Annotated in this window: 15 protein-coding genes and 1 pseudogene; 5 read left to right on the top strand and 11 right to left on the bottom strand. The window is 59.3% G+C overall.

The features are described from left to right. Window positions 1-29: 29 nt before the first annotated feature. The gene (gene ectB, locus ACVINW_RS18720; RefSeq protein ID WP_456752669.1) at window positions 30-1325 is read right to left on the bottom strand and encodes a diaminobutyrate--2-oxoglutarate transaminase; all 1296 of its coding nucleotides are present in this window, start codon (window positions 1323-1325) and stop codon (window positions 30-32) included. A gap of 2023 nt (window positions 1326-3348) precedes the next feature. Here ectB and ACVINW_RS18715 point away from each other — a divergent pair. After that, window positions 3349-4353: a phosphotriesterase family protein gene (locus ACVINW_RS18715; protein ID WP_456752668.1), complete on the top strand. Its 1005-nt coding sequence runs from the start codon at window positions 3349-3351 to the stop codon at window positions 4351-4353. Between the two features lie 625 nt (window positions 4354-4978). On the opposite strand, the gene ACVINW_RS18710 is transcribed toward ACVINW_RS18715, so the two are convergent. The 6 genes from ACVINW_RS18710 to ACVINW_RS18685 all read right to left on the bottom strand — a co-directional run bounded on the left by ACVINW_RS18710 (window position 4979) and on the right by ACVINW_RS18685 (window position 11376). Beyond that, window positions 4979-6607 (bottom strand): long-chain fatty acid--CoA ligase, encoded by a 1629-nt coding sequence (locus ACVINW_RS18710; protein WP_456752667.1) that lies wholly within the window; start codon window positions 6605-6607, stop codon window positions 4979-4981. A 289-nt stretch (window positions 6608-6896) separates the two neighbouring features. Beyond that, window positions 6897-8081, bottom strand: coding sequence for an acetyl-CoA C-acyltransferase (locus tag ACVINW_RS18705; RefSeq protein WP_456752666.1), 1185 nt, complete (start codon window positions 8079-8081; stop codon window positions 6897-6899). Between the two features lie 31 nt (window positions 8082-8112). Next, window positions 8113-8520, bottom strand: a complete 408-nt coding sequence (locus tag ACVINW_RS18700) for a MaoC/PaaZ C-terminal domain-containing protein (RefSeq protein WP_456752665.1) — start codon at window positions 8518-8520, stop codon at window positions 8113-8115. A 23-nt stretch (window positions 8521-8543) separates the two neighbouring features. Then, the gene (locus tag ACVINW_RS18695) at window positions 8544-9041 is read right to left on the bottom strand and encodes an FAS1-like dehydratase domain-containing protein (RefSeq protein ID WP_456752664.1); all 498 of its coding nucleotides are present in this window, start codon (window positions 9039-9041) and stop codon (window positions 8544-8546) included. A gap of 3 nt (window positions 9042-9044) precedes the next feature. Then, on the bottom strand, window positions 9045-10175 hold the full coding sequence (locus tag ACVINW_RS18690) for a RidA family protein (protein WP_456752663.1): 1131 nt from the start codon (window positions 10173-10175) through the stop codon (window positions 9045-9047). Between the two features lie 43 nt (window positions 10176-10218). Next, complete coding sequence (locus tag ACVINW_RS18685) at window positions 10219-11376, bottom strand: acyl-CoA dehydrogenase family protein (protein ID WP_456752662.1); 1158 nt, start codon at window positions 11374-11376, stop codon at window positions 10219-10221. A gap of 177 nt (window positions 11377-11553) precedes the next feature. Here ACVINW_RS18685 and ACVINW_RS18680 point away from each other — a divergent pair, with 177 nt between their 5' ends. Then, window positions 11554-12399 carry an IclR family transcriptional regulator gene (locus ACVINW_RS18680; RefSeq protein WP_456752661.1) on the top strand — a complete coding sequence of 282 codons (846 nt, stop codon included), beginning with the start codon at window positions 11554-11556 and terminating at the stop codon, window positions 12397-12399. 379 nt (window positions 12400-12778) lie between these two features. Here ACVINW_RS18680 and ACVINW_RS18675 read toward each other — a convergent pair whose 3' ends face one another. Both ACVINW_RS18675 and ACVINW_RS18670 read right to left on the bottom strand, forming a co-directional pair. Then, window positions 12779-13066 carry a DUF3892 domain-containing protein gene (locus ACVINW_RS18675; RefSeq protein ID WP_456752660.1) on the bottom strand — a complete coding sequence of 96 codons (288 nt, stop codon included), beginning with the start codon at window positions 13064-13066 and terminating at the stop codon, window positions 12779-12781. A gap of 878 nt (window positions 13067-13944) precedes the next feature. Continuing rightward, complete coding sequence (locus ACVINW_RS18670) at window positions 13945-14661, bottom strand: hypothetical protein (RefSeq protein ID WP_456752659.1); 717 nt, start codon at window positions 14659-14661, stop codon at window positions 13945-13947. 477 nt (window positions 14662-15138) lie between these two features. Here ACVINW_RS18670 and ACVINW_RS18665 point away from each other — a divergent pair, with 477 nt between their 5' ends. The 3 genes and pseudogenes from ACVINW_RS18665 to ACVINW_RS18655 all read left to right on the top strand — a co-directional run. After that, the gene (locus tag ACVINW_RS18665) at window positions 15139-15465 is read left to right on the top strand and encodes a hypothetical protein (RefSeq protein WP_456752658.1); all 327 of its coding nucleotides are present in this window, start codon (window positions 15139-15141) and stop codon (window positions 15463-15465) included. 232 nt (window positions 15466-15697) lie between these two features. Beyond that, entirely contained in the window at window positions 15698-16972 is a 1275-nt protein-coding gene (locus ACVINW_RS18660; protein WP_456752657.1) for an acyl-CoA dehydrogenase family protein, read from the top strand. A gap of 257 nt (window positions 16973-17229) precedes the next feature. Next, window positions 17230-17489: pseudogene (locus ACVINW_RS18655) on the top strand (integrase core domain-containing protein); the annotation flags it as partial. Between the two features lie 848 nt (window positions 17490-18337). Here ACVINW_RS18655 and ACVINW_RS18650 read toward each other — a convergent pair. Both ACVINW_RS18650 and ACVINW_RS18645 read right to left on the bottom strand, forming a co-directional pair. Next, entirely contained in the window at window positions 18338-19258 is a 921-nt protein-coding gene (locus ACVINW_RS18650; RefSeq protein WP_456756435.1) for a TauD/TfdA dioxygenase family protein, read from the bottom strand. Window positions 19259-20175: 917 nt separating this feature from the next. Then, entirely contained in the window at window positions 20176-21345 is a 1170-nt protein-coding gene (locus ACVINW_RS18645; RefSeq protein ID WP_456752656.1) for a M24 family metallopeptidase, read from the bottom strand. Between the last annotated feature and the right edge of the window lie 6 nt (window positions 21346-21351).

Below are 21351 nucleotides of genomic sequence, written 5' to 3'. Positions count from 1 at the left end.
TCGTCTCGTCGCGCGATCAGCGTCCCGGTTCACGCAGTCCTGGCCTGTTTTATTGTCTCGGCCAGAGAGACTTCAAAGATGTCAGCGCCCTGGTTCAAGGTCTCCGGGTCGATCGTGAGCGCAGGCAGGAATTTTATCACCTGATCACGCGGGCCGCACCGCTCGATGATCAGCCCCTTTTCAAATGCCTTGCGTGTCGTCGCCTCAGCAATTTCAGCATTGTTGCAATCAAATCCGAGCGCCATCCCCCGTCCGCGAACAGCAAAACTGTTTCCATGTTCGGATGCAATGGCATCAAGCCGGCGGCGCATCAGCTCTCCCATCCGCTGCACTCCTTGCGAAAAGGCCGGGCTACGCCAATAAATGTTCAAAGCTGCGGTGGCGGAGACGAGTGCAAGATTGTTTCCGCGGAACGTGGCCGTGTGTTCTCCCGGTTGCCACGCGTCTCGATCCTCCTTGATCAACAACATCGAGAGCGGTAGGCCGTACCCACTCAGCGACTTCGACAGCACAATAATGTCGGGCGACAGTCCCGCGAATTCGAAGCTGAAGAAATCCCCTGTCCGTCCGCAACCCATCTGGATATCGTCTACTATGAAAAGGGCACCAACATCCCCCGCTATGGCCTGAAGTGACTGCAGCCATTCCCTGCCGGCTACATTTATTCCCCCTTCTCCCTGTACAGTTTCGACGAGAATGGCTGCCGGAGAATCGACGCCGCTGCTGTCGTCCAGCAGTACCTTGCCCAGATAGTCTGACGTATCAACACCTGGCCCGAGGTACCCGTCATAGGGCATGAAAGTCGCGCCGGACAACGCCACGCCGCTGGCTACGCGATAATAACGACCACCAGTCACCGCACTCGCCCCTAAACTGAGACCATGATACCCATGCGTGAATGAGATGACGTTCTGACGTCCTGTGACTTTGCGTGAGAGCTTCAAGGCTGCTTCAACGGCATTGGCCCCTGTTGGCCCGGTGAACTGAAAGCGGTAGTTCTGCAAGCCGCGTTCGCGAAGTATGACAGAATGGAACGTCTCCATGAATTCGCGCTTTGCAGGAGTGGCCATATCAAGCCCGTGGACAATGGCATCCGACGCCAGATACGCTGCAATGGCAGCTTTGATTTCATGATTATTGTGACCGTAGTTCAGCGCTGAGGCGCCCGAGAGGAAGTCAATCACCTCCCGGCCACCATCCGTCAGCATGATGGAGCCGCGGGCCCGGCTGAAGACGTCCGGAAGTGAACGGGAGTAGAGACGGACGTTCGATTCCAGGGTTTCGAACGCTCGAAGGTTAGCTGGCTCACCAATCACCTCACCCATCGCCTTCTCCTTTACAGCAGGACGTTCTTGAACAAGCAGACTTTCGTCGGATCACGCTGATGTGGACGCAACGACTTTATGGACGTGCGTCCGCCCCCTGCATCGGCCGGCACGACGCAGATGATCCCAAACACGACGTCATCTATTTACATGAGAACTGAAAATCGGGGACCTACCAGGGCCGGCAGTACCGCAGAGGAATCCGGGCGGTAGGATCCACACCTAGGAACAGGGCACGGCGCGTCTACCGTGATAGTGCAGCGAAGCTCTCAAACCCGCCTCAATTCGATCGGCACGGCTATCAATTACAATTGGAATTCCCGCGCGGCAAGTGGATAAGTGACTCGTCTCGCCCCACCCCCGTCCGTCCGAAGATGTGACGGCGACACACGAGCAGCGAGACTGCTGTGCTCGTGCACCACCAGCACCAGCCGGCTACGCACGAAATGCACGTTCAAGGTGCGGCAAATACATTGCCGGGCGCGCCCCTCTGGGGCCTTCAGGATTCCAAAGATTGCACGCAATGCATCAAATTGACGATGCAGGGACAGGACAATCCAGACCGCAGTGTCAACGGATCAACCGAGAGCATTTGAATGAAGATCGCTGAAGCGATAGCCCAGCAACACGGCATCGTTGGCAATTACTGAAGGATTGATGGCGCTTTTGGCGCCCCTTAGTGGCCGGAGAGCCACCTGATCTGACAGTTTTGTTCAATCGAATCGCTCAGTATGTGTGGGTGCCATCGGGCACAGCAATCTGTCGCAGTATGTTTGCGCGAGGATGCTAGAGTCGTTCGACCCGCCTGTCGAAGTTGGTCAATGGCGCGTGGACTTCGTGCTGGCCTGCGAACATGCCGGTGCTATTGTTCCAAAGCAACCCAAGAACCGCATCCGCCTGCCACCGCATTGCTCATGCACATCGTCTATGACATCGGCGCCGAAGGTACGTCGCGTCATCTTGCCGATCAACTCAATGCACCGCTCGTCCTTAGCCGGCTCGTTATCGGCTGCAACCGCCCCTTGACGCACCGGACTGCATTCCGATCGTAAGCGACGGCATAACGGTGCCGGCAATCTGCTGCTGTCTGATAGTGATCGCCGTCAACGCTATGCAAGAGATCCACAACCATTCTATCGGGAAGTACCCCTCCTGCTGGATCGCCGCGAGGCTTCACGCCGCAGCGGGCAGGAGGAGAAATGCGACCTTTGCAACTCGGTGTACTGTCGAACCGTGAGCGCAACTTTGCTGAGCGTTTCCTTGGTTCCTTTTGGAAGCAATCCAACGATGCGCGATTTCGATGCACGGCGAGGCACGCGGCTTGCCTCACCTGCTCCTTAATATCCAAAATGATCTGATCGCCGATCGCGAGGGTCATCGCGTATGGCCCTGCCTGATCGCCGAGACCCTGCTTGAGGCCGCGCGAAAGATCCCATCAACGGCTGACGTTGCGACGACCGGCGTTCGCTCCAGCCGAAAGACTCTATTCGTTGTTTATCGAAGTGCAGAACTTTTCCGTTCGAGCCGACAGCGCCGGGTTCAGGGAAGGGTCAGACGCCGAGATCGCTTTCAAGTATGGCTATCATTTCGATCGTGCGAAACCGGTCGCGATCCCCAAACAGCTGCAACGGTGTACTGCGGCGCGGGCATTGAGGTGCCTTACACAACGATAGCGGCGGAATCCGCCCGTTCCAGGCTGTAGCCGAGAAGCTGCCATCGAGCTTGGGTGCTTGCGCGAAAATAAGGATCGCCGTGCGGAGGCTCGCGTGGTGCGCCAGGGCGCGATCTGTCCGGAAGAAGACCCTTGACGATCAAAAATGTGTCGATGCGTTGCAAACGCGACAATTGCCCGAAATTTCGCGGCAGATTTCGCCGACATAGCTGGCCCAACTCATGCACCGGAGGGATGTAGTTCGATCAGCCAGCCGGAACAGCGCAGCGGCTTGAGCCCCGGCTGGGGGATACGCCCCGCCCGGAAGACAGGCGGATATGCGCCCGTAGCGCCCAAGGAGAGGTGGTACCCATGATGATCGAGACGGTTACAGGCGCTATCCCGGTCGAGAGCCTCGGGCGTACCCTGATGCATGAACATCTGTTTATCGCCTTTCCGGGGGCCTGGTTCGATCCGCTTGCGAGATACAGCCGCACGGAATTGATTGCGGAGGCCGTCCGGCGGCTGGTGCAGCTGCGTACTGAACATCAGGTGCGCACATTCGTCGACCCCTGCCCAATCGAGCTCGGGCGCGACGTCACCCTAATGAAAGAGGTTTCTGAAAAAGCAGGCATGCAGATCATTTGCACGACCGGGTTCTATTACGAGGAACGGGGGCTGCCGTTCTACTGGCGCGCCCGCACCGAAGATGAGATCGCGGAGCTCTACATCCGCGAGATCACCCATGGGATCGGCGACAGCGGCGTGAAGGCCGGCGCGCTCAAGGTCTCGACGGGTTCGCCGGCGGCCACCGACCAGGAGAAGAAATTTCTCGCCGCGGCCTGTGTCGCACAGAAAGCGACGGGAGTGCCGATCATTACCCACACGACAAATGGCTGCGCCGGCCCTGAGCAGCAGCAGCTGTTCGCAGCCGGCGGCGTTGCCGCCCATCGATGCCTTATCGGCCATTGCTGTGGCAATGCCGATCACCTTTATCACCGGAGGATCGTGGATGGTGGCTCCTACATCGGGTTCGATCAGATCGGAGCGAACCACTTTCAGCCCGACGACATTCGCGCGAGCAATTTGGCGAAGCTCGTGCACGACGGTTTCGGTGCACAGGTTATGATGAGCATGGATCGCCTCTGCGGACACCTCGGCAAGTCCTGCGTGCGGCGGCTGACTTCCGAGGAGATCGCCAGGATCGAAGACCTGAAATCGCGAAGACTTTGGCAGGAGCATACCTACATGTTCACCGACTTTATCCCGATGCTGCGCGCCCGCGGCGTAAGCGAAAAGGCCATCATCGGTATCCTGGAAGACAATCCTCGACGTTTCTTTGCCGGCGCGGCTCTGCCGGCAAACCCGGCGAATTAGAGCGCGCCGCCCACGCAAGGGACGGAGCCGATCCCAGCACTTCAGCTGAATGATTGCAGCTGCAGCAAGCACAAATTCAGGGCGGTCAAGCGGCTTCAGTCCGCAGCGCACCGGTTCGTAAATACGAACCAAGTCGCAAATTGAACCGCTCTGGCTGGGTCGCCACTGAAGGCTCTTCGAAGCCGGAAAGATCGAAGACTGGCTGGGAACATTCATCATGGAGCAGACTGATGATGGCGTTGTCGCTGAGTTCTCTCGCGGGCCAGGGCCGCTGTCACGATTCCGCACACAGCTGCACAGGTGGTGAGGGCGTCCTGCTGGCGACGCCGCGCTCACCTGAATCACGCGTCCTCGGAGGCCGCGATTTCCAACCGCGGCGAAAATTGGCCGCCGGTCATTGCAATGAGCCACTCGCCGGCGATCAGGCCCCCGGGCACTGTCGCATTTTGATTGCGAACGATCGCCTGACGAGCAACGCCAGCCGCCGAGTGCCCCGTACGACCGGTTCGCACTACGTTAGGATGCCAACGCAAGTCTTGGGCCCTGCCGCAGGCTTCTCGGCCTCGATATCGATAGCCTGCGTCCGCTCACGGTAAATGAAAGCGCTGCCGCACGTGCGTGTGGCTCACCTCGGGAAGAGCTCACGCAGCTTGAGTTTCCAGAACTTGCCGGTCGAGTTTCGGGGTATGCTGTCGACGACTTCGTAGCGCTCGGGCAATTGCCATTTTGCGAAGTTTTTCGCCAGCAGATGCTCGTTCAGCTCCCTTGTTTCGAACCGGCCGCTAGGCCTGAGTACGACGCAGGCAAGCGGCCGCTCGCTCCATTTCTCGTCGGGAATCCCGATCACCGCGGCCTCGGCGATCGCCGGATGCTCCATCAACGCGCTTTCAAGGTCCGCAGAGCTGATCCACTCACCGCCGGACTTGATGAGGTCCTTGGTGCGGTCCGTAATGCGCACGAAGCCGAGCTGGTCGATGGAGGCGACGTCACCGGTGCGCAACCAGCCATCCTCCGTGAACTTGTCCTGCGTTGCGGGCACGTCATGATAGGAGCCCGTAATGAAGGGCCCGCGCACCTGGATCTCGCCGACGGTCCTGCCGTCCCACGGACGTTCGCCCTCATCACCCCACAGGCGCAGGTCCACAAGCGGCAATGGCACGCCGGCCAGGGTCGCGCGGCGATACTTCTCGTTTTCGTCAGCATCGCGCAGTTCGGCCCGACGATATGACCTGGTGCAGACGGGCGATGTTTCGGTCATGCCCCATCCCTGCTCGAGCCAGACACCGTACTTGTTGAAATCGCGGATGAGAGATTCAGGGACCGCAGCGCCGCCCGTCATCGCGTGCATCGCTTTCGGCAGCTTCCACCGCCCCTTGTTCGGCGAACCCTCGGCCTGTGACGCCTCGAAGGTCTGCATCAGGGTCATCCAGATCGTCGGCACACCGACGGCCAGGGTCGGCGGTTCGACCTGCATCAGATCAAGAAGGTCATCCGCATGCAGATGCGGCCCCGGGAAAACGAGCTTTGCACCTAGATTCACCGCGCCGTAAGGGATGCCCCAGGCGTTCACGTGGAACATCGGTGTGACCGGCAGCACGACGTCCGTGCTGCGCAAGGCCCAGAACTCGGCGAGGCTTGCCACTAGCGTGTGCAAGATCGTCGAGCGATGCGAGTATACGACGCCCTTCGGGCGTCCGGTCGTGCCGGACGTGTAGCACATCGAGACCGGATCGGTCTCTTCGTGCGGAACGTATTCAAAACCGGCCGCATCGCCACGTGCCAGCAGGGCCTCGTAATCGTCCATCTCCGGCGGAACCTGCGTCCCGGAGAACGGGAACACGATCACGCGCTCGAACCGATGCAGATGTGCGAACTGCTCGTACAATGGCAACAGGATGTCGTCGACGATAAGGAAACGATCCCGGGCGTTGGCTGCGATCCAGCCGATCTCGTCCGGCGGCAGGCGCAGGTTCAGCGTGTGCATCACGCCGCCCGCGGCCGGGATTCCAAAGTAGCATTCGAGATGAGCATGGTGGTTCCAGCACAGGGTAGCGACGCACTCCCCCTTCTTCAGGCCAAGCTGTCGCAGCGCCGAGGCAAGCGAGCGCGTGCGTCGGTAAAACTCACCATAGCTGTGCCGACGCAGGCTCCTATCAGGCAACCGGGAGACGATCTCGTTTTGGGCGAACAGCTTTCCCGCGCGCTCCAGCAGGTGGTTGAGCGAGAGCGGCACATCCATCATCGTGGTTTGCAAATTGTGTCTCCTTGCTTCGAAGTAATGTATGGGCGTCGAAGCGGCGGCCTGTCATGTTGCCGGCACATGTCGCTGCCGTGCAACGACACGATCAAGGATACCTGGCACGAATACATCGTGTCTTCCGACCAGATCTAGGCAGGCGAGGCATGTAACAGACCGAGGCCTGGTCCGGATGCAAGGCCTGTGCGATTCCGGCCACACCTAGCCGAACCGGAAACTGAAGAATCGCCGCAGGCAGGTGCGTCGATGACCATCTACCCTTGTTGATGCTGTCCACCCCGGGCACTCACGCGACCTCGAAAAGGCCGGCCGCGCCCATGCCTCCTCCGACGCACATCGCGACCACGACATATTTCACGCCGCGCCGTCTGCCTTCGATCAGGGCATGCCCCACCAGCCGTGCACCGGTCATGCCATACGGGTGGCCGATCGAGATGGCTCCGCCATTGACGTTGTAGATGGCAGGATCGATGCCGAGATGATCTCGGCAGTAGAGAGCCTGGCAGGCAAAGGCCTCGTTGAGCTCCCACAGGCCAATGTCGCCAACCTTCAGCCCGTGGAGCTCCAAGAGCTTCGGAATGGCATAGATCGGACCAATTCCCATTTCTTCGGGAGCACAACCAGCGACTGCGGTGCCGCGATAGATTCCGAGCGGCTGCAGGCCGCGCTTCTCGGCCAGCGACCGTTCCATGATGACGCAGGCTGAGGCACCATCCGAAAGCTGGCTCGCGTTTCCGGCGGTCACAACACCGCCCTCGATCACGGGCTTCAGTCCTTGCAGGCTCTCAACGGTTGTTTGCGGCCGGTTTCCTTCGTCAGCAGTGATGGTTACATCTTTGTAGGTTGTCTGACCTGTTGTTTTATCGAGAACCGCCATTGTGGTCGTGACAGGAGCGATTTCCGCGTCCAGTCGCTTCGACGCCTGGGCCTCCGCAGTGCGCCGTTGGGATTCCAGGGCGTATTGATCCTGGACCTCGCGGGCGATGCCGTACTTCTTCGAGACAAACTCGGCGGTCTGCAGCATCGGCATGTAAATGTGAGGCGCCCGCGCAGTTGCAGCATCATCATGCGTGCGGCCGGACCACTGGTAGTACTCGTTCTGAATGGCAGAGATGTTTTCTAGGCCGCCGGCCACCGTCACATTCATGCCGTCAAGCACGACCTGCTTTGCAGCCGTCGCGACGGCCATCAGGCCCGAAGAACATTGGCGGTCGAGCGTCTGGGCCGACACCTGAACAGGCAGGCCGGCGGCAATCACGCCGAGACGGGCAACATTCATGCTCGAGGTGCCCGCAGCAAGGCAACATCCGATCACGGCATCCTCGATCTCGGCGTCATCGATTTTCGCGCGCATCACCGCGTGATGGATGGCATGGCCGAGAAGCGTCGGCGATTTGATGTTGTTGAACGCGCCCTTGAATGCGCGCCCGATCGGCGTGCGCGCCGTGGAAACAATGACTGCTTCGCGCATGAGGCGATGTCCCTTCGGTTGTCTTTTGCGTCTAGATCGATACGGCGGATGCCGGCGCGGGCAGCCGCAGCTCCGTCTCCGCTTCGGAAACGAGACGATGGCCGCTGGTCAGGCGCTGCGCCACAGTGACGGCGGGGCCGTTGATTTGCGTCACCTCGCCTTCCACCTGAAGCGTCTCCCCGGCGAAGGCCATCGACTTCATTTTGAACGACAGGCGTGCCACGAAGGCCTGCGGTCCGGCCCAGTCGACCACGGCGCGTGCGAACAATGCGCCGAATGCCTGCCCGTCGATGACGACGTTCGGCAGTTTCATGGCCGAGGCGAAATTGATATCGTAATGGAGGCGGTGCCAGTCCCAGGTGGCGGCGCCGTAGGCCATCAGATCGACGGCCGTGAAGGTTTTCTCAAGCACCGGCAGAGCTTCCCCCGCCCGTACCATCGCCACGCTCCTGGTCGGCCTGATCATGCATGCCCCATGGGCTGGTAGACGACCGTCTCGCGGTTGATGGCGACTACCTCGCCCGAGGCATCCATGCAGCGGACGACCGAACTGACAAACAGCTGCGTGCCGCCACGCGACGAAGCGCGCTCCACGATGTCTTCCAGTGTCCAGGTGACGGAGATGCGATCTTCCGGCAGGACCGGCCGCATAAACTGATACTCGTTGCCAGCGCGGATCATGCGGCAATCGGTGATCGGCAGATGCCACTCGTGACCGATGTAGCCATTCGCGTCCGGCCTGCGATGGGCGTACTGGCAGGTTTCGCAGACCAGCGTTGGAGGCGCGATCACGGATGGATAGCCGGCTTCCTGCGCGTAAGCTTCGTCGAGATAGAGCGGGTTCTCGTCACCCAGGGCCAGGGCGAAGTAGCGGATCGAGGCACGACCAAGTTCCTCGCGTGCCGGATAGTGGACTTCGCGGCCGATCCATGCCCTGAGTTCGTCGGTCAGCAGTGCCATGGGTCAGTCCAGGACGGCAAGGGCATCGACTTCGATCCACATCCCGGGATGCAACAATGCTTCAGTGACGAGGCCTGTCGAGGCAGGCAGCGGTTCGTGGAGCATCTTTGAGCGCACGCCAGCAACTTCGCGATAGCGCTCCAGCGAAGCTGGAGTCACGTACTCGATCGTCTTGACCAGGTGACGTGGTTCGCCTCCGGCAAGCCGCACCAGCTGGAGCACGTTGTTATAGGTGTATTCAGCCTGTGCGACGACGTCTCCCTTATGCAGGACACGTCCGGTCGTCGGGTCAAGGGCGCCCTGGCCCGACATGTAGAGCAGCTTTCCGGCCCGCACGGCCGGGCTGCAGGCCAGTCCGTCGTAGCGCTTCCAGCCGGGATTCACCGCCACCGGCGTTTCACGCGTGGCGATGAAGTCGCACTGGATCATCGCCTGCGGATGCAGCAGCCGCGGCATCACGATGTCGACTGCGGCCGGAAAGACGGGGCCGAGCCGCTCGTGACGCACCTGCGCGGCGTTCTCGTAACCGGGCAGCGCTCGCGGCGTGATGTAAGTGGCGGTTTTCACCACGCGATCGAGGCCAAGGCCCAGCGCGGAAAGCGTGCGCGCGGCGCGGTCGTACACGATCTTGGTCTGGGCAGCGAGGTCGCCGGCGCCCACGATATTTCCCTGATCGTCCACAGGCTGGACCGACGGCAGGAAGACGGCGCCGGGGACAGCGCCAGGTGCGGCCGCTGCGGTCACCTCGATCTCGATGAAGGCGTCCGGCCTGAGCAGGCTTTTCACCGGGACGGTATTGACCACTGGCTGATATCCGTCGAACAACTCCCGCCGCACGGCCGCCGCTTCGGCATAGCGCTCGATGCCCTCGGGGCGCACATATTCAACGATCCTCGTCACATCGCCGTATCCGAGGCCGCCACCCTCCAGGATCGCCGCAATCTTGGCGTAGACGGTGCGGACCTGCCCGGTCATTTCCCCGCGCACGACCATGCGCTTAGTTGCCGGGTCATGCTCGGAGGCTGTATGGCCGGACAGGTAGGTACCCGCGGGCGTCTTCAGGCCGAGGGAAAATGAGTAGCGCCTGTAGTCATACCAGGGGAAATGCCCGGGGTTTATGGGCGTAATCGCCATCGGATCGTCCACTTCGTCTTTGCTGTAGCCGGAGGCGGCGCCTTCAGTAGCTCCGCGGAAGCCCGAGGCGCTCCCCGATGAAGTTGCGCACCATCTCGTTGGAGATGGGGCTGAACGGCCCGAGACGCGCGTCGCGGAACAGACGCTCCAGGGGCGACTCCTCAACCAACCCGAAGCCGCCCAGCACGCGCATGCAGCGGTCGGTCGCGCGCACCGCGACCTCGCTCGCCGCGAGCTTGGCCATTGCCGCCTCCGTCGCGCAGCCATGCCCATTGCTTTGCAGCCAGGCGGCCTTCGCGGTGAGCAGGCGGATCTGCTCGAGGTCGGCGGCAGTGTCAGCCAGCGGATGCTGCACTGCCTGATAGGCACCGATCGGCCGACCGAAAGCCGTTCGATCTTTGGCGTATTGCACGGTCAGATCCAGAGCGGCGGCTGTGATGCCGACGTACATCGCTGCGCACAGGATGCGTTCCTCATCCAGTGAGCGCAGCAGCGTATGCCACCCGCGGCCCCGTTCTCCGACCACTGCATCGGCCGGCGCACGGGCGTCGTCCAGGAACACTTCGCAGGTACAGGCGGCGCGCTGGCCCATCAGCTCGAGGCGGCGCACCTGCACGCCGTCCTGATGCCTGGGCGTCAGCACCAGAGACAATCCCCGGGAGCGCTTCGTGCCCTCGGCGGGATCGGTACGGCACAAAACCAGGATAGCGTCGGCATCATCGGCAAGCGAAGTGTAGAGCTTCTGCCCGCGCACCACCCACTCATCGCCTACCAGCGTAGCGCGTGTTTTCAGGCCAAGGACGTCTGTCCCTCCACCAGGCTCGGTCATCCCGAAGCTCATCAGGAATTCGCCGGCGGCGAGTTTGGGCAGGAGCTCCGACTGCTGCTTCTTCGTGCCGGATTCGCGCAGCACCCGTGCCGTCATCGAAATGAGCAACCAGTCGGTGGCAAGCGACGGGAAGCGGCGCGCGATCTCCTCACACAGGATCGCGCCGGTCATCACGTCAGCGCCACTGCCACCATATTCCGCCGGCACCGAGAGCCCGGGCCAGCCGAGTCCGGCGAGACGCTTCCAGAGATCACGCGGGATGCGCCGCGCGCGATCCATCGCGCGAATCTCCGGCTCTTGAAGCTCACGATCAAAGAAAGCGCGGACGCTGTCGCGAAGATCCTCGTGCTCTGGAAGCCGCTCGAAGTTCATCGGCTGCCTCGAAGGAGAAATGCCTGTTTCGTCATTGCTAATGCGCCTTCCTCGGCCAAACCCAGAATCTACTTGATGTGCGTTCCATTTTTCGGTACGATATACCGATATTCGAAATAATGACTCGTTTGGCAATAAAAGTCAAGCGAACACGCGTATTTGCTTGGGGAGCTGGGAATGGACTCGCAAAGGACAGCTGAAGATCCGGCCGGTCCGCTTGAGCGCTACATGCAGATTCTCGAGGTACTCGCAGCCTTTCCAGGCTCTCTCACCTTGAGCGATGTCGCCGTGCTCCTCGAACTACCGAAGACCACGGCGCATCGCTTGCTGAGAGGTCTCGCTCGCTCCGGACTTGCCAAGGGCGGCGGGAATCGTCCTTACGAACTCGGCGAACGGCTCATGAGGCTCCTTCACGCGTCCGCCGACGACGGTTGGCTGACGTCGCTTGTACGCCCCCATCTTCGTGCATTGACCGAGAGCACCGGAGAAACTTGCTATGTCACACGCTTGATCGGCGCGCGGGTTGTCGTCGTCGCGTCTCTTTCACCTGACGCGCGATGGCGAGGTTACGTCCAGCCTGACATCGAGATGCCGATCAACGCTGCGGCATCGGCAAAGGCAATCATGGCATATCAGTCGAAGGCTGTGATCGAGGAGGCCCTCTCACACGAACTGCCGATGCTGACGGCCAATACGCAAAGCGACCGCGCGTGGGTCGAACAGCAACTCGCTGAGGCACGACACCGAGGTTACGCGACCTGCATTGGAGAGATAGATGAAGGCCTTGCCGCGATCGCCGTACCAGTAAAGCTTTCGAACGGAATGGTTTTGCACTCCGTGGCCATGACTGGCCCTCTACAGCGCATCATGAACGACCAATTGGCTGAGAGGCTCAGAGCTCTGCGCGGTGCGGCCGATACGCTCGCGGTGTCACTTTCTATCGGAGAGCAATTAAAACCGAACTCGAGATCAGCCGCCCCTGAGAAACCTGACCGAGTTTCAGGTCGCCGTCGTGGTCAATAGCGGTGCATCTGCGCAGGAGATCACGGAAGTTTCAAGCTCTGCCCGCGGCATGACGAGGCCAATCTTTGCACCTCTCAGGCCGTAGTGAAATGTAAAAGGAAGCAATGAACTGTCTACCCTATAAAAGGAGATCGCCGTGTCCCTGCGGTTCAGGAGTCCTCGCTCCGAGCGATATCATCGAGGGGGTAGATTGCCCATGCCGGGGGCCTCCCCAGTCGTGGCAAGACTTTACAGGCAAAGTTGAACAGACGTCGTCGCTCTCGACGCACGAGACCATGCCGTGTTTGGGTTTGCGAACTGCTCTACTTTAAGTCCGCGCTCGCGGCGATCTGGCCGGCAATGAAGATTGGGTAGTTACCGGCCAGTAGGGTCTCTACGGTTAGCCGCACTCGTTCAGCGCAAGCAAATTATCCTTCCAAACGCCGTCCGCGTACGTTTGCAAGAACTTGTTGCCTGCGGCACTAGTCCGCACGCCGACTTCGGCTCTTGCCCCACCTTGGTCCGTGTAGAATGAATGAGTTCCTTGCTCGATCATGCGGACAACGTCCGGAACTGTGTCCTTCCATCGCCCCGACCCGTCCGGCTTGGGCCCACCTACGTGCGTGATGTGCTCGTGGGAGCTCTTACGATTTGGCTTATTGACGCAATCGATCCTGCAGTCGACCATTACGGCTATTCCCTTTCACAAAATATGATGACCTGTCCGAAGCACCAAGTCATTGGGTTCTAAAATCCAGCCAGCTAGATTCTGACTAAGGACAGAACTAGCGGGGCTTCGGTCCTGATTTGAAAATCCGTCACCAGCGGACCGGCGCGAATTCCCCACTCGATCGGAATGCCCGCCGCAGGCCGCCGCCAGCCTTCTATAAAAAGACATCCTAGTCTCGATCGCTCCGCAGAACATCGGTTCGTAGCGACGCCGTCGTAGAAATGAGCGATAGCAAGTCGTAGCTGAACAGCTGCTTCTTCGATCAGGAGGCGCCTGCGCGGATCACTCGGTCGCTGGTCAAGCCCAATTGAATGCACTCCCCGACGTCTCTTCAGTCGGACAGCTAACTAGCGTCGACGGAGTAAAAGGAGAAACCAACTGGAGCAACGTGGCACCTAGAGGGCCTTCGCGATCTCTTTTCGTCATTTTTGATTGTATACCGCTCCGGCCTGCGACCCACGTTGACGTGTAAGTTGTCTGGATAAGCAGTAGCCAAGCCCGGCAAGCTAATACAGGAATTTGTCTGTACGTAACGTACAGGTCCATCCCTGCTGTGGTATCGCTTTCAATTTATTCGTGACGCGCGCCGAAGCATCCCTTTTAGTTCTTCCGGTGAGTTGCACGTAGGGTCGCCCGCGTTGGCCAATGTGTTTGCTTGTTCATGACGTCGATCCGCCCCCACTTGTCCAATTGAAGAGCAGCACTTATCGCATTCATTATCGCTTGATCTGAAATGGGGTGTCCTATCGAGGGCGCGATACGGCTGCTGCAGGCTCGCCTGCCATTGCCAATCAGCGTAGAAACCTCATCGCTGACATGGCGTGGCTCTGCTCGGGTCAAGTACCAACAACCGTGCCGGCGAGGACGAGCGGCGAAGAATACTCGCACTCAACCTCGCTCCTCAGTTCTTCGTGGGTTATCCAGACCAGCCAGTCGTCTTCCGCAATATCCTCCTCTATCAGCTGCAATTTCGACCCGCCCGGCTCATGATGCGTCACGTCGTAGACGCCCTTTTCCACTGTCCAGGGCGCGACAAGTCCGCATATGAAGTCCGGGGCCCACATGGCAAATGACATACCGCGCGCTATCCCGCCGATGATTTTGGGGATGCCCTGCCCTCTAAGGTCTCCCCGGATCCAGGTATCCCCGTGGTAGGCAATTTTCCCGGTCATCTTCTTCGCGCTGGGAGCTGTGCAGGTACAACGGTCCTGGGGATGTGCATGCATGACCGGATCAGCGTAAAATGCCTTAAGCGATTGAAGATGTTCTGCAAAATTGCTATGTGAAAGATCATACAGGCGGGCAGCCTGCAGAACCGCTACCTCGTTCTTCCTGTCAACGCCCGTTATCCAGTAGCCCTCACCCGGTTTGATTGGTGAGCGATCGGGTCTGAAATTTGGGTACGTCGGCGGTTTTGTCGGGGTCGCCCGCGTGATCGCAACATATTCCTGAAAATCGAAACCTGTCGAAAGCCTGATGCCTCTCTGGGTCGCGGCGGCGTCATATACTTGCAGAAGGCGCGAGACGTGCAACGGATTAACAACGCTTTTCATCGCTGCACTTTATCCTTTCGTGATCAGCGGCACCCTGACGGCGCGTTACCGGTTTGTGGTTCATCATTGATCATGGATCGGTGCACCTACCTGTTCTGGTGAGCCAGGTTTTATTCGATGTTTGAGGAAGTTGTGATGGGCGCCTCAACCATCGTCGTCTCCTGGCAGACAAGAGATCCCTGAACAGGCCGCTTTCGTCAGGCGGACCGCTCCCTGTTCTGACCGGACGCCGGCGTCAGCTGGAGGAGCCGGGCCTTGTCGGGCGCATACGCTCATGTCTGGAGCGTTTCGAACATGGAAGTGATCGTCGGCGTTGCCGCCGGCGGCGGTTACAACGGCGCAGAAGCTCCTGGTCGTCAATGAGACGCTGCAACCGTCATGTCGATCAGCCATGACGCCCATTGCAATGGTCCTCCTTGAGCCCTTTCTTTCAACTGAAACGGCTGAAGAGCGAAGGAGAGCAAGAAAGTCGTACATATGGAGGAGCAGGATGTGGTACCCGCGTCCGGCGCGCGGCGGCTTAAGAAACGGGATCGAGACCTCGAATGCCTGCTGGGCCGCAACACCATGGAGCGCGAGGTCCTTAAGGAGGTTCTCGACCTTACATGGACGGAAAAACCGACCTTGCTGTCGCGATCGCAGACACCGGAGAATACCCCTAGTGAAAAGGATCCAGAGATCCTCGACGTGGCCCGTTCCCACCTGTGCGGGCCTGACCGCGCGCATTGGGGAATGCCATGCTCATACAACGCCCATACTTGGCGGATTCACCACCAAACACTGCTCATTGTGCAGCTGGAATAACTGTCTGAAGCGTAGCCACGCCAGTCCGTTTTCAGCGCGGTCTCGAACGCAACATATGAGCGTGACACTGCGAGGGACGGAATGGGCGAGCCCCGGATGTAAGCAGCCTAATCTATCATCCGTCGTTCCGGCCGCTACCATGAATTTTGATAGTGGCTTTAGGGATGGGAAGACTGCCGAATGAAAACGCCAACCTCGCGTCAGGCCCAACTCGAAAACGAGGAACTGAATCATGAATGTCACCGCGCCAGTCCGTTACACCAATTACAGCTTGAACCCGGGTGACGATCTGAACGACCTTCGCATGTCCGCGGCCGTGCGGCCATTGTATGAGCGGGTGCGAGAATTCATCCGCGAGACTCTAGAGCCGATTTCGGATGAACTTGAGAAGCTGCCCGAGAACGCGGCCGACCGCTGGATCTTCGTTCCGGCGTACCTCGAGATGCTGGAGAAGGCGAAGTCAAAGGCCAAGGCGGAGGGCTTGTGGAACTTCTTCCTGCCCGATGCGCACACCGGTGAGGGAATGAAGAATCTGGACTTCGCCTACATCGCCGCCGAGCTTGGCAAGAACCTGCTTGCGCCTGAGACCATGAATTGCGGGGCGCCGGATACCGGGAACATGGAGGTACTGGAGCGCGTCGGCACGCCAGAGCAGAAGGACAAGTGGCTGAAGCCGCTGCTCAACGGGGAAATCCGCTCGGCCTATGCCATGACCGAACCAAACGTGGCTTCATCCGACGCCAGGAACATCGCGACAACCGCCAGGCTGGTCGGTGACGAGTGGGTGATCAACGGCGAAAAATATTTCATCTCCGGCGCAGGCGATCCGCGCTGCAGGATCATGATCGTGATGGCAAAGACCAGCCCGGATGCACCACGGAGCAGGCAGCATTCGCAGATCCTGGTGCCGACGGACACGGCCGGCGTCGAGATCCTCGGACCGATGCACGTTTTCGGTCAGGACCACGCGCCGCGCGGCCACATGCATCTGCGCTTCAACAATGTCCGGGTACCGAAGGAGAATATTTTGCTCGGAGAGGGCCGCGGCTTTGAAGTCTCACAGATCCGTCTCGGTCCGGGCCGCATTCATCATTGCATGCGTGTCATCGGCAAGGCGGAGAAGGCACTTGACATGATGGTCCGGCGTGGACTTACCCGCGAGGCCTTCGGCAGGAAGATCGCCCATCTCGGCGGCAATCTGCAAATCATCGCGCAGGCGCGCTGCGAAATCGAAGCCATGCGGCTGATGGTCCTCAAGGCCGCGAAAGCCATGGATGTGCTCGGCAACAAGGAGGCACGGGTCTGGGTCAGCATGATCAAGGGCATGGTGCCGGAGCGGGCATCGCGAATCATCGATCAGGCGATCCAGATGCACGGCGCGACCGGCATTTCGAACTGGACGCCGCTCGCCGAGATGTACACGGATGTCCGCCAGTTGCGTCTGACCGACGGCCCCGATGAGGTCCACTGGATGGTCGTCGGCCGACACGAACTGAGCATGGAGTAGGAAGACGGAACGAGCGACCAGATTCGACTATGTACCGCTCGTTCGGTCGGCCTGCCATGGCGGGCGCAGAGAAGCCGCGCCGCAGTCTTCACGACATTAAATCGATCGAGCAAAGAGCAATTTAGCTAAATCCTCCTACCAAGGCCATTCCTGGATGCACCAGCGCATGAGAGCCATCGATCTAAGAAGTCAGCCGGCCTTGCCGCTATCCACTCAACAGTTTTGCGTGAACCTAGGTACGCAGATCGATGCCTTCAAGGAAGGTGAGCTTTCCGGCGACGATCCGCGTCGATAAAGACAACTGGTTCATTCGCGCGATCTTGACCTGCGAGCCAAAGCGCGGCGTCATACTGGACTTCTCGCGGTCTGGCAAGCCGACCGACAACGCCTGCATCGAAGCCTTCAACGGTCGTTTCCGTGCCGAACGTCTTAACCCTCATTGCTTTCTCAGCCTTGCGGACGCTCGAGAAAAATCGGGGATGATTGGCGCAGCTCCTACAACCGAGCATCAGAACACATCTGACCATGTGATTGAGGAGAAGAGATTTTGTTAAGCGGGATGAGATCCCGTGACAGCGCCCGAACCAACGACTTCATGAGGTGCTTCCTCGATGGCATCATCGACGCGCAGTCCGCCGAAGGCGATTCAGTGAGAGAGTCGTTTTGCGCTGCAGATAATGATGCCCGATCTTGTCAGAGATCATGATCGATCTCCTTCGCGGGCAGCGTTGCTGTCCTCGCAGCACGGTCTAAGATTAACTGCGTCATCAGGTTCGTGAGGGCCGCCCGGGCTTCCGCAGGCAGCTCCAACAATGCGGGCACCGATGGCGCCATTCGACAGGCCAGACTCGAACATATCCATCAGCGCTGCAGTCGCGATTGGCGATTGTGTGAGTATCTCTTCCTTGCCGTCTGCCGTGACATGAGTCTCCTCCCGATTCTGGCTGTAAGAGGCTCTGGATGCGCCAGAAAGGGGCAGTTGATGGCGTTCGATCCTTCAACGCCAGCCCGAGACCCAGAGAGGATCGCAAGTGCATCGATGCTGGGCCGCCAAAAGCTCGGTGTCAGAGCATGACGCCCGATCGAACATCCATGACAGTTCGGCCAAGGTCTGCTTGCGACCCGTCCAGGATCCAGCGGACCACGACATCCTCAGTTTTTCCGACCTTTCCAGGAACGCAAATTCGGCGACCAAACCAGGGATGACACCGATAAGGAACCTCGCGAAGGACGGTTTGTGGCCGTTCTTGAGCCTTGTTGTGCAATGAAGAGCGCCTTACAGGCGATCGGCAATCGACCGCCGATTTTGCTGCAGGGCCGCGTCGGCGGCAACCGATCCGCAAACGTGATTAGAGACCTAAAGCACTACTTGCTGAGACTCACGGACGGCTGCTTGATTATTTTGACACGCGGCACACTGCACCGGCCGTCGACGCTGACGGGTATCTCGCCCTCCACGGCGGCGCGACGAACAATGCGGCGCTGCTTACCGTAATCATCGACCGCATAATGCATCGTGGCGCGGTTATCCCAAATAACGATGTCACCCTGCTTCCAATTCCAGCGCACAGTGTTTTCCGGCGCGGTAACATGAGATTCGAACAACTCGAGTAGCTTCTGGCAGTCATATTTTGGGACATCCACGAAACGCGCCACATATGAGCCGAGTACCAGCGTGCGCTCGCCGGTCTGGGGGTGGATACGCACCACGGGATGTTCGGTCTCGAACCTCGCTCTGGTAAGATCCTCGCCACCCATGTCATTATCCGCTTCGGTACGTCGGGCGACCAGCGTAAGGCTGTGGACGGCCCAGAGCGCGTCGGCAAGCCGCTGCAACGGCCGAGGCAAGTCGAGATACGCGGCTGCGGTGTTTGACCACACCGTGTCGCCCCCGACTGGCGGGATGACAACGCCACGCAGCACCGAAATCTTGGGATAGGCATCCAGGCAGGACCAGTCGACGTGCCAGACGTCCGTCTGGATGTTCCTGCGCGCCGAATCGATGTCAAGGACCGCTATCGTTCCCTCGGTAGGAATCATCTCTGGATGTAGCGCAGGCTTCCCAAAACGTCGGGCAAAGCGTTCCTGCTCAACGTCGTCAAAATGCCCCTGGTCGCGAAAGAAGATGACCTTGTGCTCGAGCAGGAGGTTCTTGATCGCAGCGATGGCTTGGTCCGGCAAATCGCTCGACAGCCTGATATTCCTGATTTCCGCGCCGACACGCGCCGACCGTTTGATGACCTCCGTCCCCGGAATGACGCTATTGCTCGTATCCCTTTCACTCATGGTGGCATTCTCCAGTTCACTCATGGTGGCATGCTCCAGGTTGTGGCTTTTTGCTCAGGCAGCTATTTTTGGCTGTAACACGAAATCCATTCATTCGTGGCATTGTGACCGATCGGTCCGATTTTCAAATGCGCTGTCGGCGGGCCCCTGAGCGCCTTGTTGAATGTCGCGAGGACGATCATTCCAAATCCGGAGCAGGAATAGAAACGCGGTCACACCGAATGAGAGCAGGTTCTTGGCAAGGAGAGGCAGCGGGGCGGCAAACCGAGCCAGCATTCTAGATCAGTGAAACTGTTCCTGTGCTGCACGACGGGTCTCCTTGCGGGGACGATTCGCCGTGGGAATGATCATGACTAAGTACTCTCCGCAAAACTGCGACAACGCCACATTCGCAAGACCTTCACGCGTTTTCTCCGGCATATATCTGATCGGACACCAAGGTCAGGCGCTTTCGCTGGCGCGTGCTTGACCGCTACCGCTTGCTCCATGCCGCCACATCCTTGCCTCTCCTCCTGTTCGCTGGCCACCACAGTTGCAGCTCTCCGCGGCAACCGCACCTACTTCTCCTGGTGGGCCGCCCCACTGATCCAAATCAGCGCGGGATCGGAACTGGAAACAGTCATGGCATCAAAATCGACACGCTAGTTTTGCCGATGCATTCGGCTTCGAAGGAAACAGCGCAAATCCTGCCAGGCCGCTTTTTTGGAGTTAATCTCCGGCGCGCGACCGCTGCTCCTCCAACACGCGAAAAACTACTCCTCAAAATACCATCTGAAACTTGCCTTGGCACTCCACTTGGGCAAACATTGCCGCTGGCACGATTGACAGCGAGGAGCTCTTCACCTTCATGCAGCGCAGCATGGCCATTGGTAATCCTGCAGATTGCCAAGTCGCCGAGCATAACCTCACAGCTTCAACTAGATCTCGAATAGTTTGCGGGGCGTTTTCGTCAGGACTTCAACACCAGACTCGGCCACGCGAAATGTCTCACTGATAACGTAGCCGAAATCTTCGTCGATCCAGTTACCCAGCATGAGATGAAAAGTCATGTTCGGCCTGAACTCCGTCATGTCACCCTCCTTGAGGCTCATGACCGATTCGGTCCAATCGATGCCTATACCGTAGCCGCAACGGGAGTCCTTCTGGAAGCTCTGCTTCTCGATCGTGCTATTGAATGCTTGGGCGACGTCGCTGCAGGTTGCTCCAGGTCGAACCTTCTCCAGCGCGGCCTCCAAGCCGGTCAACTCCGCCTCATGGATTCGGCGCAAACGATCCGAGGGCTTGCCGATCGAAAAGGTTCGCATGATCGCGGCCGTGTAAGTATGCCGCACACCGCCGAGTTCTAGATTTATTTGCGAACCCTGCCGGAAGACGTCATCGCTCCAGGCAATGTGGCTTGTCCCGGTGCGGGGCGAAGAGCACATAAAGATGCTCGCGATCTCTGTTCCGTGTTTACCATTGACGCCGAGCGCCAGTGTCCGCAGAATCTCGGCGGTCGCCTCAGCTTCGTGTACGCCCGGACGTATCACCTCCGACGCACGCAGCATACCGGCATCGGCAATGGCGGCGGCCTCCCTCATCAGCGCTATCTCAAGACCCGACTTGACAGTTCGGATCCACGTTACAGCATTCGTACAATCCACGACCCTCGCTTGCGGTAGTCGCGCCTTGAACTTTTCAGCTGATTGCGCCGGCAATTGTCCTAATTCGAGCCCTACGCCACGCTTCGCAAGACCCGCTTCATGAAGGAAATCGATGATCGCGTCGAAGCCGTCCCTCTCTGGATTTCCGATAAGCTCTTCAGGATAGCCCCTTATGCTACGCCGTTCCAGGAACGTGAGGTGAATGGCTGCTGGCGTATCCTGGCGACGCAGGATGAACATTGGTTCCTCTTTGTGAATCGAAACCACCAACCCCTGCGGAACATAGGCAGAGCGCGCGGTATAGCCCGTTAGATAATTGATGTTGCGATCAAGGGTAACGACGAGCCCATCGATGTCGCGGCGTGCCATTTCAGCTTTCACCGTGTTTAGTCTGCGCAGATATTCCGATCGCGGGAATACCTGCGGTCCTTTGCTGATCGCCATAATCGT

The sequence above is a fragment of the Bradyrhizobium sp. USDA 4461 genome (assembly GCF_054055655.1).
This window is presented reverse-complemented; position numbering and strand designations above follow the sequence as displayed.